This window comes from Aquidulcibacter paucihalophilus (genome assembly GCA_030285985.1).
Lineage (GTDB): Bacteria > Pseudomonadota > Alphaproteobacteria > Caulobacterales > Caulobacteraceae > Brevundimonas.
In genome coordinates, this window is sequence record CP127384.1 from 28,379 (window position 1) to 43,729 (window position 15,351).

A 15,351-nucleotide genomic window follows, 5' to 3' on the forward strand; every position below is an offset into this window, starting at 1 on the left:
GAAAAAGGGCCGCCCCTTCCGGGACGGCCCTTCCTTCATCAGACCCGAAGGCCCGAATGATGTCGCTCGTATTAGTGAGCGGCGGCCGGGGCAGCGGCGTCGGCAGCCGGAGCGGCAGCGGCGTCGGCGGCCGGGGCGGCAGCGGCGTCGGCAGCCGGAGCAGCGGCGTCGGCAGCCGGGGCCATGGCGGCGTCGGCGGCCGGGGCTTCGGCAGCGGCGTCAGCGGCCGGAGCTTCTTCAGCCTTGTCGGCGGCGGGGGTGCAGGCGGCCAGGGCCAGAGCGGCGACCGAAGCGGCGACCAGAGCGGTGATGCGCATAATTTTATTCCTTCAGAAGGGTCAAACGAGGTCATGAACTCCTCGCAGTTCCGGAGATAACGGGAACGTGAGCGAAAGCCAAGCCTAATTCTCACGCATTCGTGAACCGGCGTGACCTCAAGGCCGGAATTCAGCGTGAACCGGCTCGCCAGGCGGCACCGACCGGGCCGGAGCGGTCGCCAGGGCGACCGTTTCGGCGGTGGCACCGGGCCGAATCGGCACCGGCTTCGATGACGCAGGGCGAGAGGTTACAGGCCGGCCAGTCGTGATCAGGCTTCGGTCGGGGCGGCCGACAGGGACTCTTCCATCTCGATGAACGACGGCTGGGCCGCCGACGGAATGTCTCCGCGGCCGATCTCGACGGAGATCTGGGCGGCGTTGCCGTGCAGGTGGGCGACCAGCACCGACTGGATGATCTTGTAGTAGGCGGCTTCCTCGTCGACGATCCCCTTCAGCCGGGCCGCGATCGGGCCGACCAGGCCATAGGCCATGAACACCCCCATGAAGGTGCCGACCAGGGCGCCGCCGATCATGCCGCCGAGGATCTCCGGCGGCTCGGTGATCGAGCCCATGGTCTTGATGACACCCAGAACGGCGGCGACGATGCCGAGCGCCGGCAGGGCGTCAGCCAGATTCTGCAGGGCATGGGCCGGCTCGAGCGCCTCGTGGTGGTGCTTCTCGAGCTGCTTTTCCATGACGTCCTCGATCTGGTGGGGATCCTCGAGGTTCATGGTCATCATCCGCAGGGTGTCGCAGATGAAGTCGGTGGCGAAATGGTCCTTCAGAACCTTGGGATATTTCTGGAAGATCGTGCTCTCGGCGGGCTTTTCGATATGGCTTTCCAGGGCGATGACGCCCTTGGACTTCATCGTCTTGGTCAGCTGGAACAGCAGGGACAGCAGGTCCTTGTAGTCCTGCTTCTTCCATTTGACCCCCCCGAACGCCTTGCCCAGGCCGCCCAGGGTGGCCTTCATCGTGGTGACGCTGTTCGAGATCAGGAAGGCGGCGATGCCGGCCCCGCCGATGGCCATCAGCTCATGCGGTGCCGCATGGGTGATGACGTCGAACTTGCCGCCCGAGATGGCGTAGCTGCCGAACACCATGCCGAACAGCAGGACAATGCCGATAATCTGGAACATGGGAGGGCGAACGATCCTGCGCGCGAGAGACGCCGACCTTCGCCGTTAATGATTAAGGGGCGGTTGCGAACCGGCAACCTCTAGAACCGTGTTTCGCCATCCATGATGGCCGCCCGCGCCGCCTCGCTGAATTTCGCATAGCCGTTCTTGCCGCCGCGGACATAGAGCGGGCCGTCGACCTTGTCGGGATCGAAGCCGTCGGCCACCAGATCGATCTTCTTGTATTTGAAGGTTCCGGTGGTGTCGGCGGACTTGATCAGGCGGACAAATGCCGGCCGGGCGTAGGTCGGCAGTTCCTGATCGACCCAGTCGGCGAATGGACGGGCGGAGAACCGGCCCTCTACGACGAGGGCCACCATCCCGGCCTTGCCCTCATGGCCGGGCACAGGAACGCCATAGGCGATGACTTCCTTCACGCCGGGCGCGTCGGCCAGCCGTTGCTCGACCTCGGCGGTCGAAACGTTCTCACCCTTCCAGCGGTAGGTGTCGCCGATCCGGTCGATGAAATAGACGTAGCCTTCGCTGTCCTGCTTCATCAGGTCGCCGGTGCGGAACCAGCGATCGCCGCGCACGAACACGTCGCGCAGGATCTTCTTCTCGGAGGCCGCCCGGTCGGCATAGCCCGAGAAGGCATGACGAATATCGTCGCCGATCATGCCCAGCGCCTCGCCGACCTCACCGGCCTTCACCAGCTGGCACAGGCCGTCCGCGCCCCGAACAGGCTCCTCGGTGTCCATATCGAACCGGACCAGCCGGAAATTGATCTGCTTTTTGAGGAAGCCGGGCACACGCCCGATGGCACCGGGCTTGCCGTCGAAATTGAACACCGAGACATTCCCCTCGGTCGAACCATAGAATTCGAGGATGTTCGGAATCGCGAACCGTCTCTGGAAGTCGGTCCAGACATCGGGCCGCAGGCCGTTCCCGAAGGCCAGCCGCAGCGTGTGGGACTTCTCGTGCTCGGCTTCGGGGCAGTTGACCAGATAGCGGCACAGCTCGCCGATATAGACGAACAGGGTCGCGCCCGAGGCCTTCACGTCCGGCCAGAAATTCGTCGCCGAGAACCGCTTGCGCAGCACCAGCTGGCCGCCGTTCAGCAAGGCGGGCCCGACCCCGACCAGCCCGCCGGTCGAGTGATAGAGGGGCAGAACGTTGAAGGTGACGTCCTTTTCGGTGGCAGCCGTCGCCCCGGCGAAGGCGCGCATATAGGTCCGGGCCCGGGCGTGGGTGATCTTGGCTGCCTTGGGCAGGCCGGTGGTCCCCGAGGTGTAGATGTACAGCGCCGTGTCGCGGTTGGTCAGGCCAAGCCGCGCCGACCGCGCGGGCCGCACGGACGAACCGCTGCGCACCGGCTTGTCCAGTCCGCGCCGCTCGTCGGCCTCGTCCTCGTCGCGCAGGCCCAGCACCCAGAGCATCAGGTTGCGGCCGGACAGGTCCCGCGCGTCCTCGACACGTTTCCAGCAATCCTCGTCCGTCACGACCTGGGACGCGTTGGAGATGGACAGGCAGTGGGCCAGGGCGTGGCCGGTCAGATTGGTGTTGATCAGGGCGGTGGCCACGCCGATCTTGGAGAAGCCGATCCAGGCGGCGATGTATTCGGCCCGGTTCAGCATCACCAGGGCGATGGTGTCGCCCCGCTTGAGCCGGCGGCTCTGGGCCCAGTGGCCGAACCGGTTGGCCATGGCGTCGAGCTCGCGATAGGTCACCGTCCGCCGGTCATCGACAATCGCGACCCGGTCACCGAACCGGTCAACGGCCTCTTCCCAGTCGTCGCAGACCAGATCGGCGCTATCCAGCTCGATCGGCTTGATGCGCTTGAGCAGACGGCGCAGCCCCTTGGCGAAACGCATGTTGCGCTTGATGTCCGCCACCAGACCCATCGTCTTCATCACTCCATGGAAAGCCGCCCGCGCCTTGGTGATGGACAAGCCGCCGGTCGCGGTCAACCGGCAGGGGAATCACAGAAGCGAATAGAGGCAAAAGACCGCCGGTTTACGCCGCGGCGTGGCGCCGATGCGGCGGTGGCGCGGGGTGAACCTGTCGAAGTCTGACAGCCGCTTGAAGAACGGCGTGCGGCGGGTCTTAATCACCAGACGCGGATTGGCGGCGTGGGGCCGGAATGATCCTCGGGGGAATACACGATGAAATACCTTCTGACCGCCGTTTGCGCCCTCGCGCTGGCCGGGCCCGTCGCGGCCCAGGATTACAATGCCGAGCCCAACTACGGCAGCATCACCCTGGCGCCGGGCTTCCAGCCCGATCCGCACCTCGTCAGCCTGCGCGCCGGGGGCGACATCAGCGCCTCCAACGCCGGAAGCGGCTGCGCCGGCTTCATCACCAATTCGCCTGACTTCCGCTTCCAGTGGAACGGCAACGGCTCGCTGAACATCAAGATCTCGGTCCTGTCCAAGGCTGACACGACGCTGGTGGTCAACGGCCCGAACGGCGAATGGTACTGCGACGACGACACCGGCGAGGACAACAACCCGCTGGTCACCCTGGGCTCCGTGTCCGGCCGCTATGAAATCTGGGTCGGCACCTATGCCAGCGGCGACCCCCAGCCGGCCGTGCTGTCGATTTCGGAATTGACCAACTTCTAAGTATTGATTGAGCTCAAAGCCGCACCGTTGCCGCCCCGAATGTGGCGGCAACGGTGTTTCTTCAAGGCCAAACAGAAATCGCGGAACCGCGATCTCACAGACCTGTTTCTTCCATGAGTTTTCTGGAGGAACCACAATGTCCGTGACCTATCCCGACCAAACGCAACCGCTGAACGATCGCCTCGAAGCGCCGCACGCCGAGGTGACCCAGGACGCGCCCTTCGTCCCCGTCTATGCCCGTCGCGGCAAGGCTCGCGGCGGCCAGGGCAAGATCAGGACCTGGATGATCCTGACCCCCGTCGCCGTCGTGGCGCTCGGCGGCCTCGGTGCCATGATGCTGATGCAGGGCCCGGAAGAGGCGACCGTGCCCCTGGCCGAACCGGCCCTGACCGCGCCGGTTCTGTCGGCCTCGCCGACGGATAGCGCCTTGGCTCCGCTGACCACCGCCGCGACGCCCGCGCCCGTCGTCCGGGAGGCCGCACCGCTTCGCCGGGCCACGCCCGCGCCGGCACCCCGTCAAGCCGCCCCGGCCGCCACGCCCCGGGCGGTAACGCCGGCCCCGGCGGTCGCCACCGGACCGCAGGCCTATACGCCAGCCCCGGCCGCGCCTTCGACCACGACCCTGAACACCGCCCCGGTGACCGCGGCCCCGGCGACGCCGGCACCCGCGCCGACGCCTCCGGTGATCATCGTCGAACCGGTTGGCTGATCGCGCCTATCAAGTCTGAAAACAGGGCCCCGACGGAGCGATCCGCCGGGGCCCTTGTCTGTTTGGGTCAGGCCGCCGGCGAAACGCGCCAGATCACATTGCCGACGTCGTCCGCCACCAGCAGGGCTCCCGTGCGGTCGAACTGCACCCCGACGGGCCGGCCCATCGCCTGGTCCGCCTCGTTGAGGAAGCCGGTCAGGATGTCTTCCGGCGGACCCGCCGGAACGCCGCCCGTGAATGGCACAAAGATGACGCGGTAGCCGTTGCGCGGCGTCCGGTTCCAGGATCCGTGCTGGCCCACGAAGGCGCCGCCGCGATAGCGGAGGGGAAACAGGCCGGCCTCGCCGAACGTCAGCCCCAGCGACGCCGTATGGGCACCGAGGGCGTAGTCCGGCCGCAGGGCCCGCGCGACCATCCCGGGATTGGCCGGTTCGACCCGCGTGTCGACGGTCTGGCCATAGTAGCTCCACGGCCAGCCGTAGAAGCCGCCGGGCGTCACCGACGTCATGTAGTCAGGCACCAGATCGTTGCCGAGCTCATCGCGCTCATTGACCGCGACCCAGAGTTTGCCGCTGTCCGGCTGCCACGCCAGTCCGACCGGATTGCGCAGGCCCGAGGCGAAGATGCGGTCGGCTCCCGTCGCGATATCGATCTCATGGATGGCGGCGCGGCCCTCCTCCTCGGCCAGGCCGTTCTCCCCCACGTTGGAGTTCGAGCCGACCCCGACATACAGCCGGGTTCCGTCCGCGCTGGCGACCAGACTCTTGGTCCAGTGATGGTTGCGCCCCGCCGGCAGGGCCGCCAGCCGGGTCGCGGCCGCCGTGATCCGGGTCTGGCCGGCCTGGTAGGGGAAGGCGACCACGGCGTCGGCATTGGCGACGTAGAGGGTGTTCCCGACCAGGGCCATGCCGAAGGGCGAGGTCAGGTTTTCGAGAAACACCGTCCGGGTCTCGGCCGCCCCGTCGCCGTCGGCGTCACGCAGCAGGGTGATCCGGTCGGCGCTGGGTGCCCGCGCTCCGGCCTTCTTCATGACGAGGCCCTGCACCCACCCGCGCAGCCCGCCCGACTTGCCCTCGGGCTTGGGCGGGGCATTGCTCTCGGCGACCAGGATGTCGCCATTCGGCAGACGATAAAGCCAGCGCGGATGGTCGAGGCCCGATGCAAAGGCCTGAACCCGGAAACCGCGCGCCGCCACCGGCGTGCGGCCCTCGGGCCAGCCGACCGCCTCGGCGATATTGACCCGCGGGAACAGCGCCCCCTGCGGCCGCGGCAAGGTCGGGTCAGGTCCGAATCCCGCGGACGGGTCCAGCGCCTCATTGCCTCCACAGGCTGCGAGCGTAAGCACAAGGGCGGAAGCCGCGAGCAAGGTCGGACGGATCATGGGGTAGCCTTTGGATGGGCGGATCAGAACGCGGGGAACTCCAGACGGCTGACGTCATAGCCCAGCGCCGCGGCACGCGCGACGAGCGCCGCGCGTTCGGCGGCGTCCGGAACCTCGCGGGTGTAGATCCACAGCTTGTCGAAGGTCGGATCGGCGGAGATGAACCAGCTGTAGTCCTCGGCATGGTCCAGCACCCAGTAGTCCCAGGTGATCAGGCCGCCGACGTAGCGGACCCTCAGCTTGGCGTTGGTGCCCGGATCCATGATCTCGCCCCGCCCGCCGATCGCCTTCTCCCGGCCCTGCGGCGTATCCACCTGACAGGTGTCGCGCACATCGACCCGCGTCGGATTGACCACGACATAGTTCGTCGCCCCGGCCACGCAGCCGTCGGTGATGCTCATGGGCAGGCGGGCGATCTCCAGCCAGCGCCCGCTGTAGAAGCGATCCAGATCAACGGCCCTCACCGGTGCCGGCGCGCGCACCTCATCGGGTCCCGGCGCGGTCACGCAGGCCGACAGGGACAGTGCGCCCGTCAGGGCGAGGGCGGCAGCGAGGCTTCGCTTCAACATGGGTCGGTCTCCGGCGAGGATTGAACTGACAGGTACGGCAACGGTTCCGTGCGGACGCGTCAAGCCATCGGATTCAGATCCCGCGGCGGACGGATGCGACGAAAGCGCGCTTCAATGAAGGAAAACGCACCAAAAGCGATAAAGCCCAAGGCTACGGCGACCAGGATCCACGGCCCGGCCGGCTGACGTTCCACCGCTTCCAGCGCCGCGCCGAGGCTGGTCACGTCGGACGCGCTCGATCCCAGACCGGCAAGCACGACCAGCACGGCCAGCGGCAGATAGGCCAGCCCCCGCGCAACGTGACCGATCCGGGCCAGCGGCGCGACCCGGCGGCAGGTCTTCGCAGAGCAGGCCAGGTATTCCGTGAAATCCTCCCGCCACGCCTTGACGATATTGGCCACTCCGATCCCGGAGATCGCCAGACCGACCCCTGTCAGCAGCCATTTTCCGAACGGCAGCGACAGCACGGTGGCCGCCTGTTCGCGGCTGCGGATCACCCCCTGTAAAGCGGGATCGCCCTCCGGCGCATGGATCAGCAGGCCGAAGGCCGCAAACGACAGGGCCGCGTAGCTGAAGCCGCTGAACGCCTGGCTCATGCGGGTGCTCAGGCCGTGGCGAGAGGTGCCCTCATGGTCGGCGTCGAAGACCGACTGCAACACACGCCACATCACGAAGGCCGCCAGCCCCAGTCCGACCAGCAACACCCAGACCCGCCCCAGCGGACGCATGGCCAGCCAGTCGAGCGACCCCTTCACGCCGACCGTGTCGCCGACGAGACCCATCGCTGCCAGAAGGATCAGCAGTCCCGCCGACAGATAGACGAACCCCCGCGCGCCGTAGCCGAGCCGCGCCGCCCACTCGAGCAAGACATGCAGGGGCGGCACGCGCCGAAGCAGCGACGAGCGGCGGCGGCCCCGCTCTCCCAGGTCGGCCAGACGGGTGCGGACGAGGGCGATGAGATCGGGCACGGCGACGGTAACCCGCAGCCGGGAATATGGCTCCCGCGCCCCGCCAACCCTTGAGGTGCGACAGGCGGACGCATATCTGCCTGCGTCTCGGGAGGGCGCGTATGCAGCCGGTGATTTCCATCCAGGGTCTGACCAAGACCTACAAATCGGGGCTGCAGGCCCTGAAGACCACGGACCTGAGCATCGGCAAGGGCGAGATCTTCGCCCTGCTGGGACCCAATGGCGCGGGCAAGACGACCCTGATTTCGATCGTCTGCGGCATCGTCACCCCGACCACGGGGACGGTCATCGCCGACGGTCACGACATCCAGAAGGACTATCGGGCGGCGCGGGCGAAGATCGGCCTGGTGCCGCAGGAGCTGACCACCGATGCCTTCGAGACGGTGCTGGCCACCGTCACCTTCAGCCGCGGCCTGTTCGGCAAGGCGCCGAACCCCGGCCACATCGAGAAGGTGCTGCGCGAACTGTCACTGTGGGAGAAGCGCAACGACAAGATCATGACCCTGTCCGGCGGCATGAAGCGCCGGGTGATGATCGCCAAGGCCCTGAGCCACGAACCCGACATCCTGTTCCTCGACGAACCGACCGCGGGCGTCGACGTCGAACTGCGCCGCGACATGTGGAACCTCGTCCGCGGCCTGCGCGACAAGGGCGTCACCATCATCCTGACCACCCACTATATCGAGGAGGCCGAGGAGATGGCCGACCGCGTCGGGGTGATCCTCAAGGGCGAACTGATCCTCGTTGAACAGACCGCCACCCTGATGAAGAAGCTGGGCAAGAAGACCCTGACGCTGAACCTGCAGGAACCCCTCGCCGCCGTGCCGGCTGAGCTGGCCGAATGGTCGCCGACGCTCAAGGCCGACGGCAACGAGCTGGAATACGTCTTCGATTCCAACCTGGAGAAGACCGGGGTGCCCTCGCTGCTGCGCAAGCTCTCGGACCTCGGCATCGCCTTCAAGGACCTGCACACCAGCCAGAGTTCGCTGGAGGATATCTTCGTCAGCCTGGTCCACAGGGACAAGACGGGAGCCGCCGCGTGAGCAGCCTGACCTTCAACGGCTACGGCGTCTGGGCCATCTACCGGTTCGAGATGGCGCGCGCCCTGCGCACCGTCTGGCAGTCGATCGTCACCCCGGTGATCACGACCGCCCTCTATTTCGTGGTCTTCGGCTCGGCCATCGGCAGCCGCATGACCGAGATCGACGGCGTCCCCTACGGCGCCTTCATCGTGCCCGGCCTGATCATGTTGAGCCTGTTCACCCAGTCGATCTTCAACGCCTCCTTCGGCATCTATTTCCCGAAATTCACCGGCACCATCTACGAGATCCTCTCGGCGCCCGTGTCTCCGCTGGAGATCGTCATCGCCTATGTCGGCGCGGCCGCGACCAAGTCGGCGGTGCTGGGTCTGATCATCCTGGCGACAGCGGCCCTGTTCGTGCCCCTGAAGATCCTGCACCCGATCGAGATGCTGGCCTTCCTGATCCTGATCTCGACGACCTTCAGCCTGTTCGGCTTCATCATCGGCATCTGGGCCAACGGCTTCGAACAGCTGCAGATGATCCCCATGCTGGTGGTCACGCCCCTGACCTTCCTCGGCGGGTCCTTCTATTCGATCGACATGTTGCCGCCGGTCTGGCGGAGCATCACCCTGTTCAACCCGGTGGTCTATCTGATCTCCGGCTTCCGCTGGACCTTCTACGGGTCGGGGGACGTCGGCATCGTGGCCAGTCTGGCGGCCACGCTGGGCTTCCTCCTGGTCTGTCTGACGGTCGTCTTCTGGATGTTCCACACCGGATACCGTTTGAAGAACTGAGGTCGTACGCCGGGGTCACGAAACGGGCCAGATCGGCGGACACCTTGGCCCCTCTCCGCATTTGATGTAGCGCGCCGGTTCCTGCGCGGGAGTTTTGATGCCCACCGATACCGACAAGAAGCTCAACGGCACGCCTGAGCCCTTCCGCCGCTCCGTGGTCTGGGGCCGGCCGCCCGCAACCGTCTTCCGCACCGGCCCGCTGCCGAAGGCCGGCGGTCTACCGCCCCGGCCCGAAGCCCCGGCCATGCAATTCACGCCGGGCATTCTGAGCGGCTCGATGATCCCCCGCGCCGCCCCGTCGCGCGCTCCGGCTCCCGCGCCTGCTGCGCCTGCGCCGGTCGCCCGCGCGCCTGAGCCGCGCGAGGAAGTGGCACCGCCCCCGGCGGCGGCCGCCGCCAGGCCTGACCTGACCGTCCGCACCTTGCCGACGCCCGAACCGGAGCCCGCCCGGTCGCCCGTTCCCACGCCCGCGCCGGTCCAACCCGTCATTTTCGCCGCGGAACCCGCGGCCGAACCGGCACCCGCCGCCGGCGAAGGCCGCAGGCCCGCCAGCCGGGTCCCGCTCTATGCCGGGATCGCGCTCGCCGCTGTGACCGTGCTCGCGCTCGGAGGCTGGATCTGGTCCCGCACGCCCGCTGAGGCCCCCGCCCCGGCCGCCATCGCCGCGCCGGAACCGGTACCGGCGGTCCCGGCCGCCGAAACAGTCACGCCGGAAAGCCCGCCGGCTCCCGCACCCGTGACCGAAGCCGTGGTCGAAACGCCCGCGCCCGTCGTCGCGGCACCCGCTGCCAGGCCGGCCGCAACCGTGGCCGTTCCGGCGCGCACGACGCCGCCGCCCGCGGCCCGTCCCGCTTCGCCCGCGGCGGTCGCCCCGTCGCCGACGGTCACGCCCCCGCCCGTGATTGTGATCGCGCCCGAGCCGGTGCCGACCGCAGCCGAGCGGCCGTCCACCGACCCCGATTCGCCGATCGCGACCCGGCCGCAGCCTATCGGCTAGCGGAGGGAGGCGTAGCCGCGCTCGACCATGCGGCGCAGGCCCTCATAGGCCTCGGCCAGTTCCTCATAGGCAGTGCGCGCGGAGGCGAGGCGCGCGATCTGGTCGGGTGTCGAGGGCGCGCCGGATTCGGACTGCCGGAGGCTCTCGGCCACCCATTTTGCCCGGGCCGTTGCCGTCAGCACGGCCAGTTTCTGGAACATCGACGCGTCGAGTTTCGGCAACATCTGGCCGATCACCTCGCGATTGGCGATGAAGGCCGAATAGTCGATCTGTTCGAGCAGGCCCCGCAGCCGCCGCTGTTCGTGCGGATCGGTGTCCTGCGGCTCGAAATGGTCGCGCTGGCGACGATAGCTTGTGGTCTGGATGGTCGACATCGAACCGCTCCGTAAGGACGTTGGGGAGAGCCTGCGCCCTGTCGATTAACGGGGGGTTGCGTCCCGCCTCCGGAAGTTGAGACTTGCGGCGGGCCCCACAGGCAGGGCGGCCAGGGAAAGCCCGTGATGACCGGCAAGGTGCGTGTGAATTGCTTCGCCGTTTCGGCCGACGGATTCGGTGCCGGACCCGACCAAAGCCTCGACCAGCCCCTCGGCCGGCGGGCCGTCGACTCAAAGGCCTGATCCATGTCCCTGACCCTCTGGTCCCACCCCTATTCCGCCTACGGCCAGAAGGCCTCCGTGGCCCTCTACGAACTCGGCCTGCCCTTCGACCAGAGGCTGGTCGAGGCCGGAAACGAGGCGGTCATGGCCGAATTCCGCGCCCTGTCGCCCTTCGGCAAGATGCCGGCGCTGGTCGATACGGCGGCCGGCAGGACCCTCTACGAATCCAGCATCGTCATCGAATATCTGGACCGGCTGGCCGGCGGCGGGCGACTGATCCCAGCCGATCCCGAAGCGGCGCTGGAGGCGCGGCTCGTCGACCGGATGGTCGACACCTACGCCGGCGGCCCGATGAACCGCATCATTCCGCGCAAATTCCGTCCCGCCGGCCATGAGGACCCCTTCGGCGACGCACAGGACGCAGACGTCCTCGCCGGGGTGTGGGACTGGCTGGAAGGCCGGCTGGCCGACGGCCGGACCTGGGGCGCGGGCGAGCGCTTCACCCTGGCGGACTGCGGCGCGGCACCGATCCTGACCTACGCCCGCCGCCTGGTCCCGTTCGGCCACCGGCCACGGCTGAGGGCCTGGCACGGGCGGCTGATGGCACGACCCTCCTTAATCCGGGCGCTGGAGGACGCGGCACCGTTCGGGGACCTGATGCCGGCGCCGCCCGCCGTGGACTGACGGCCGATAGACCTCCCCCCACTCTGGCTTCCGGCGCAATCCTCCCCATCTGTGCTCCCGGAGGAGACAGTCATGACCAAGGCGAGCTGGAACGGCGAGGTGATCGCCGAAAGCGACAACACCGTCATCGTGGAGGGGAACCACTACTTCCCCCTTGAGGCCGTGAAGCCGGGCGTCCTGACCCCGTCCTCGACCACCAGTGTCTGTCCGTGGAAGGGCAAGGCGGAATACTATTCCGTAACCGTCGGCGGGGCCGAGAACCGGGATGCGGCCTGGTACTACGCCGACCCAAAGTCCGCGGCCTCCGAAATCAGGGGACGCGTCGCCTTCTGGAAGGGTGTCGAGGTCCGCTGACGGTCTGCGGGACCTCCCTGACCGTCGTCAGTGCGCCTCAGGCGGCCGCGCGGCGGGGCTGAGGTATTCGTTTTCGGTCCTGGGATGGGCGTCCAGCACGAAGCGGCGGTCGCAATAGCCGCATTCGACGAAGTCCTCGCCGCCCATGTCCATATAGACCAGCGGATGACCGAGCGCGCCGCCGCCCCCGTCGCAGGCCACACGTTTGGTAGAGACCACGATGGCTTCCGGCGGCGGAATGATCGCATCGGCGTGGCGCGGCGGCATGGGCGACCCTGACTGGTGGCGGCGAATAACGGCCGACTCCCTAGAAGCCCCGGCGCACGGCGTCAAACCGTCTGCGATTTCCGGCGGAAGACCCGGTCGAAGAAGGCCTTGCGCTTGCGGAACAGCGACCAGCCCAGGCAGCCCGCGGCGACCCACAGTCCGATCTCGCCGATCACCGCGGCCGGACCACCGATCAGCAGGGTCTCGCGCCGGGGGATCTCGCCCATCAGGTTCAGAACCACGACGGCGGTGAAGACGCCGTAGCCGAGCAGGCAGAATGAAAACGCCGTCCAGCCGATCATCTTCGTGCGGGTCATAGGTCGGTCTCCGTCAAGCAAACTGTTCATAATGACAAGTGTGCTAGACATCAAAGCTCCGACTGTCAAGCGTCGTTGACACATCGAAGCGGACGTCGACGCCTCTGGCCTTGGCGACGACGGACCGGGGGCCTACCTAGGCCCGTCACCGACTGAAAGCCGCCGCATGTCCGACTCCGCCGCCCTGCCCGTGAACGCCATTGAGGTCCGCGGGCTGGAAAAGACCTATGCCGGCTCGAAGAAGGCCCCGCCCAAGGTCGCCCTGCGCGGTGTTGATCTGGTCATTCCGCGCGGCTCGATGTTCGGCCTGCTGGGCCCCAACGGCGCCGGCAAGTCGACCCTGATCAACATCCTCGCCGGTGTGGTCAACAAGACCGGCGGCACGGCCGAGATCTGGGGCCGCGACATTGACAAACAGCCGCGCGACGCCCGGGCCGCCCTCGGCGTGGTGCCGCAGGAGATCGTCGCCGACGTCTTCTTCACCCCGCGCGAGGCGCTGGAGGTCCAGGCCGGCTTTTACGGCGTCCCCGCCAGCGAGCGCCGCTCCGACGAACTGCTCGCCGCCCTCGGTCTGAGCGACAAGGCCCACGCCTATGTCCGCGCCCTGTCCGGCGGCATGAAACGCCGGCTGATGGTGGCCAAGGCGCTTGTCCACAATCCGCCCATCCTGATCCTCGACGAGCCCACGGCCGGCGTCGACGTCGAGCTGCGCCGCCAGCTGTGGGAATACGTCCGCCGCCTCAACGCCGAGGGCGTGACCATCCTGCTGACCACCCACTATCTGGAAGAGGCGCAGGAGCTCTGCGACACCATCGCCATCATGAACCGAGGCGAGGTGGTCGCCTGCGAGCCCACGCCCCAGCTGCTGCGCCGTCTGGACACCCGGAACGTAGTCGTGACCCCCGAGGCCGCCCTCAAGGCCCTGCCGAAGCTGAAGGGTTTCGAGGCCGTCGCCCGCCCCAACGGCGCCTTCGCCGTCACCTACAAGAAGGGCCAGTCATCGGTGGAGCATGTGCTGGCCGCCGTCCGCGCCGCGGGCGTCACCATCGCCGACATCGTCACCGAGGACCCCGATCTGGAGGACGTCTTCCTCGCGCTGACCTATGGCGATGAGAGCCAGGTCAGTCCGACGAAGGACTAAGGCAGTAGGCAGTAGGCAGTAGGCAGCGCCGGCTTTGCGGCTACTGCCTGATGCCTGACCCCTAGACGACCATCACTGTCCCGATGAGCAGCCGCGCGCCGGCGCGACCCATGACCGTATTGGTGGCCGCCTGGAGCTGGGCCACCAGCCGCTCGACGTCCGGCGGCGTGCCCGGCAGCATCATGTTAGCCGACTGCTGGACCACCGCCGCATAGGCCGCCCGCAGGCGCGGCGCCGACTGGGCCACCCGGGTGCGCAGGGCGGCGTCGGGGGTATCGACCCCGGTCTCGACCGTCATCACGCCCGGCCGTCCGCCCGGCCGCCGCACATTGGCGGTGATGGTCGGCAGCCGGAGATAGGTGGCTTGCGCGCCACCGCCGCCGCCGCTGGTCTTGAGCGGTTGGGTCTTCAGTCCGAGGAGAGCGCGACGATCCATACGCCGAGGTTAGCGCCGGTCGCTTAAAGCACCGTTACGCCGCCGCCCCGACCGCCGCCGGCTCCATGGCCTTCAGGTCCAGCAGGGCGAACAGGGCCGCGTCCTCGTCCTGTTCGGGGTTCGGCGTGGTCAGCAGCTTGCCGCCGACGAAGATGGAATTGGCCCCGGCGAGGAAGCACAGGGCCTGCATCTCGGCGCTCATCGTCTCGCGCCCGGCCGACAGCCGGACCATGGCCTTCGGACAGACGATCCGCGCCACGGCGACGGTGCGGACGAATTCGATCGGGTCGATCTCACCCTCCCTCATCACCCGCTCGCCCAGCGGCGTGCCGGTGACGGGCACCAGCGCATTGACCGGCAGGCTGTCGGGATGGACGGGCAGGGTGGCCAGCGCATGCAGCAGACTGGCCCGGTCGCGCCGGGCCTCGCCCATGCCGACGATGCCGCCGCAGCAGGTGCTCATGCCCGCGTCGCGGACGTGCTGCAGCGTATCCAGCCGGTCCTGATAGGTCCGCGTGGTCACGACCTGGGCGTAGTATTCGGGCCCGGTGTCGAGGTTGTGATTGTAGTAGTCGAGGCCCGCCGCCTTCAGCTGCTGCGCCTGATCCGCCGTCAGCATGCCCAGGGTCGCGCAGGTCTCCAGCCCCAGCGCCTTCACCCCAGCGATCATGGTCGCCAGTTTCGGCGTGTCCCGATCCTTCAGCTCGCGCCAGGCCGCGCCCATGCAGAACCGGCTGGCCCCGCCCGCCTTTGCCGCCATGGCCTCGGCGATGACCGCCGTGGCGTCCATCAGCTTCTCGGCCTTCAGCCCGGTGTCGAAACTGGCCGATTGCGAGCAGTAGCCGCAGTTCTCGGCGCAGCCGCCCGTCTTGATCGACAGCAGCTGGCTCTTCTGCACCTCCGACGGATCGAACCACGCCCGGTGCACGGTCGCCGCGTCGAACACCAGTTCAATGAAGGGCCGGGCGAACAGGGCCTCGACCTCGTCCAGGGTCCAGTCATGGCGGGGGGCGGCAAGGTCACGGGTCATGGCCGCCTGCTTACCGTCGCCGCCGCCGCC

19 protein-coding genes are annotated in these 15,351 nt (G+C 67.9%); 8 read left to right on the forward strand and 11 right to left on the reverse strand.

What is annotated here, in order from left to right:
* Positions 1 to 71: 71 nt before the first annotated feature.
* The 3 genes from KB221_00170 to KB221_00180 form a co-directional block, all read right to left on the reverse strand.
* Entirely contained in the window at positions 72 to 317 is a 246-nt protein-coding gene (locus KB221_00170; GenBank protein WIY69457.1) for a hypothetical protein, read from the reverse strand.
* A 269-nt stretch (positions 318 to 586) separates the two neighbouring features.
* On the reverse strand, positions 587 to 1,456 hold the full coding sequence (gene motA / locus KB221_00175) for a flagellar motor stator protein MotA (GenBank protein WIY69458.1): 870 nt from the start codon (positions 1,454 to 1,456) through the stop codon (positions 587 to 589).
* Positions 1,457 to 1,536: 80 nt separating this feature from the next.
* Positions 1,537 to 3,336, reverse strand: coding sequence for a long-chain-acyl-CoA synthetase (locus tag KB221_00180; protein ID WIY70950.1), 1,800 nt, complete (start codon positions 3,334 to 3,336; stop codon positions 1,537 to 1,539).
* Positions 3,337 to 3,597: 261 nt separating this feature from the next.
* Here KB221_00180 and KB221_00185 point away from each other — a divergent pair, with 261 nt between their 5' ends.
* A complete protein-coding gene (locus tag KB221_00185; GenBank protein WIY69459.1) occupies positions 3,598 to 4,056 on the forward strand; it encodes a peptidase S1 in 459 nt (152 codons plus the stop codon).
* A 136-nt stretch (positions 4,057 to 4,192) separates the two neighbouring features.
* Positions 4,193 to 4,765 carry a hypothetical protein gene (locus KB221_00190; GenBank protein WIY69460.1) on the forward strand — a complete coding sequence of 191 codons (573 nt, stop codon included), beginning with the start codon at positions 4,193 to 4,195 and terminating at the stop codon, positions 4,763 to 4,765.
* A gap of 67 nt (positions 4,766 to 4,832) precedes the next feature.
* Here KB221_00190 and KB221_00195 read toward each other — a convergent pair whose 3' ends face one another.
* The 3 genes from KB221_00195 to KB221_00205 are packed head-to-tail and all read right to left on the reverse strand — an operon-like array spanning position 4,833 to position 7,683.
* Positions 4,833 to 6,146 (reverse strand): sorbosone dehydrogenase family protein, encoded by a 1,314-nt coding sequence (locus tag KB221_00195; GenBank protein WIY69461.1) that lies wholly within the window; start codon positions 6,144 to 6,146, stop codon positions 4,833 to 4,835.
* 23 nt (positions 6,147 to 6,169) lie between these two features.
* A complete protein-coding gene (locus KB221_00200) occupies positions 6,170 to 6,715 on the reverse strand; it encodes a lipocalin family protein (GenBank protein WIY69462.1) in 546 nt (181 codons plus the stop codon).
* Positions 6,716 to 6,774: 59 nt separating this feature from the next.
* Positions 6,775 to 7,683 (reverse strand): DUF1206 domain-containing protein, encoded by a 909-nt coding sequence (locus KB221_00205; GenBank protein WIY69463.1) that lies wholly within the window; start codon positions 7,681 to 7,683, stop codon positions 6,775 to 6,777.
* A 101-nt stretch (positions 7,684 to 7,784) separates the two neighbouring features.
* On the opposite strand from KB221_00205, the gene KB221_00210 reads away from it, so the two are divergent.
* From KB221_00210 to KB221_00220, 3 genes are all read left to right on the forward strand, one after another.
* Complete coding sequence (locus KB221_00210; protein WIY69464.1) at positions 7,785 to 8,726, forward strand: ABC transporter ATP-binding protein; 942 nt, start codon at positions 7,785 to 7,787, stop codon at positions 8,724 to 8,726.
* 5 nt (positions 8,727 to 8,731) lie between these two features.
* On the forward strand, positions 8,732 to 9,499 hold the full coding sequence (locus KB221_00215; protein ID WIY70951.1) for an ABC transporter permease: 768 nt from the start codon (positions 8,732 to 8,734) through the stop codon (positions 9,497 to 9,499).
* A gap of 97 nt (positions 9,500 to 9,596) precedes the next feature.
* Complete coding sequence (locus KB221_00220; protein WIY69465.1) at positions 9,597 to 10,496, forward strand: hypothetical protein; 900 nt, start codon at positions 9,597 to 9,599, stop codon at positions 10,494 to 10,496.
* On the opposite strand, the gene KB221_00225 is transcribed toward KB221_00220, so the two are convergent.
* Positions 10,493 to 10,870 (reverse strand): hypothetical protein, encoded by a 378-nt coding sequence (locus KB221_00225; GenBank protein WIY69466.1) that lies wholly within the window; start codon positions 10,868 to 10,870, stop codon positions 10,493 to 10,495. The genes KB221_00220 and KB221_00225 overlap by 4 nt on opposite strands.
* A gap of 246 nt (positions 10,871 to 11,116) precedes the next feature.
* Between KB221_00225 and KB221_00230 the strand changes: the two genes are divergently transcribed.
* Both KB221_00230 and KB221_00235 read left to right on the forward strand, forming a co-directional pair.
* The gene (locus KB221_00230; GenBank protein ID WIY69467.1) at positions 11,117 to 11,776 is read left to right on the forward strand and encodes a glutathione S-transferase family protein; all 660 of its coding nucleotides are present in this window, start codon (positions 11,117 to 11,119) and stop codon (positions 11,774 to 11,776) included.
* A gap of 72 nt (positions 11,777 to 11,848) precedes the next feature.
* On the forward strand, positions 11,849 to 12,130 hold the full coding sequence (locus KB221_00235; protein WIY69468.1) for a DUF427 domain-containing protein: 282 nt from the start codon (positions 11,849 to 11,851) through the stop codon (positions 12,128 to 12,130).
* 27 nt (positions 12,131 to 12,157) lie between these two features.
* Here the strand turns inward: KB221_00235 and KB221_00240 are convergent, their stop codons facing one another.
* Together KB221_00240 and KB221_00245 are read right to left on the reverse strand one after the other, a co-directional pair.
* Complete coding sequence (locus KB221_00240; GenBank protein WIY69469.1) at positions 12,158 to 12,397, reverse strand: zinc-finger domain-containing protein; 240 nt, start codon at positions 12,395 to 12,397, stop codon at positions 12,158 to 12,160.
* A gap of 62 nt (positions 12,398 to 12,459) precedes the next feature.
* Positions 12,460 to 12,714 (reverse strand): hypothetical protein, encoded by a 255-nt coding sequence (locus tag KB221_00245; protein WIY69470.1) that lies wholly within the window; start codon positions 12,712 to 12,714, stop codon positions 12,460 to 12,462.
* A 166-nt stretch (positions 12,715 to 12,880) separates the two neighbouring features.
* On the opposite strand from KB221_00245, the gene KB221_00250 reads away from it, so the two are divergent.
* Positions 12,881 to 13,855 carry an ABC transporter ATP-binding protein gene (locus KB221_00250; protein WIY69471.1) on the forward strand — a complete coding sequence of 325 codons (975 nt, stop codon included), beginning with the start codon at positions 12,881 to 12,883 and terminating at the stop codon, positions 13,853 to 13,855.
* A 61-nt stretch (positions 13,856 to 13,916) separates the two neighbouring features.
* Here the strand turns inward: KB221_00250 and KB221_00255 are convergent, their stop codons facing one another.
* Both KB221_00255 and bioB read right to left on the reverse strand, forming a co-directional pair.
* Entirely contained in the window at positions 13,917 to 14,291 is a 375-nt protein-coding gene (locus KB221_00255; protein WIY69472.1) for a Tat pathway signal protein, read from the reverse strand.
* 34 nt (positions 14,292 to 14,325) lie between these two features.
* A complete protein-coding gene (gene bioB / locus KB221_00260; GenBank protein WIY69473.1) occupies positions 14,326 to 15,321 on the reverse strand; it encodes a biotin synthase BioB in 996 nt (331 codons plus the stop codon).
* Positions 15,322 to 15,351 lie beyond the last annotated feature (30 nt).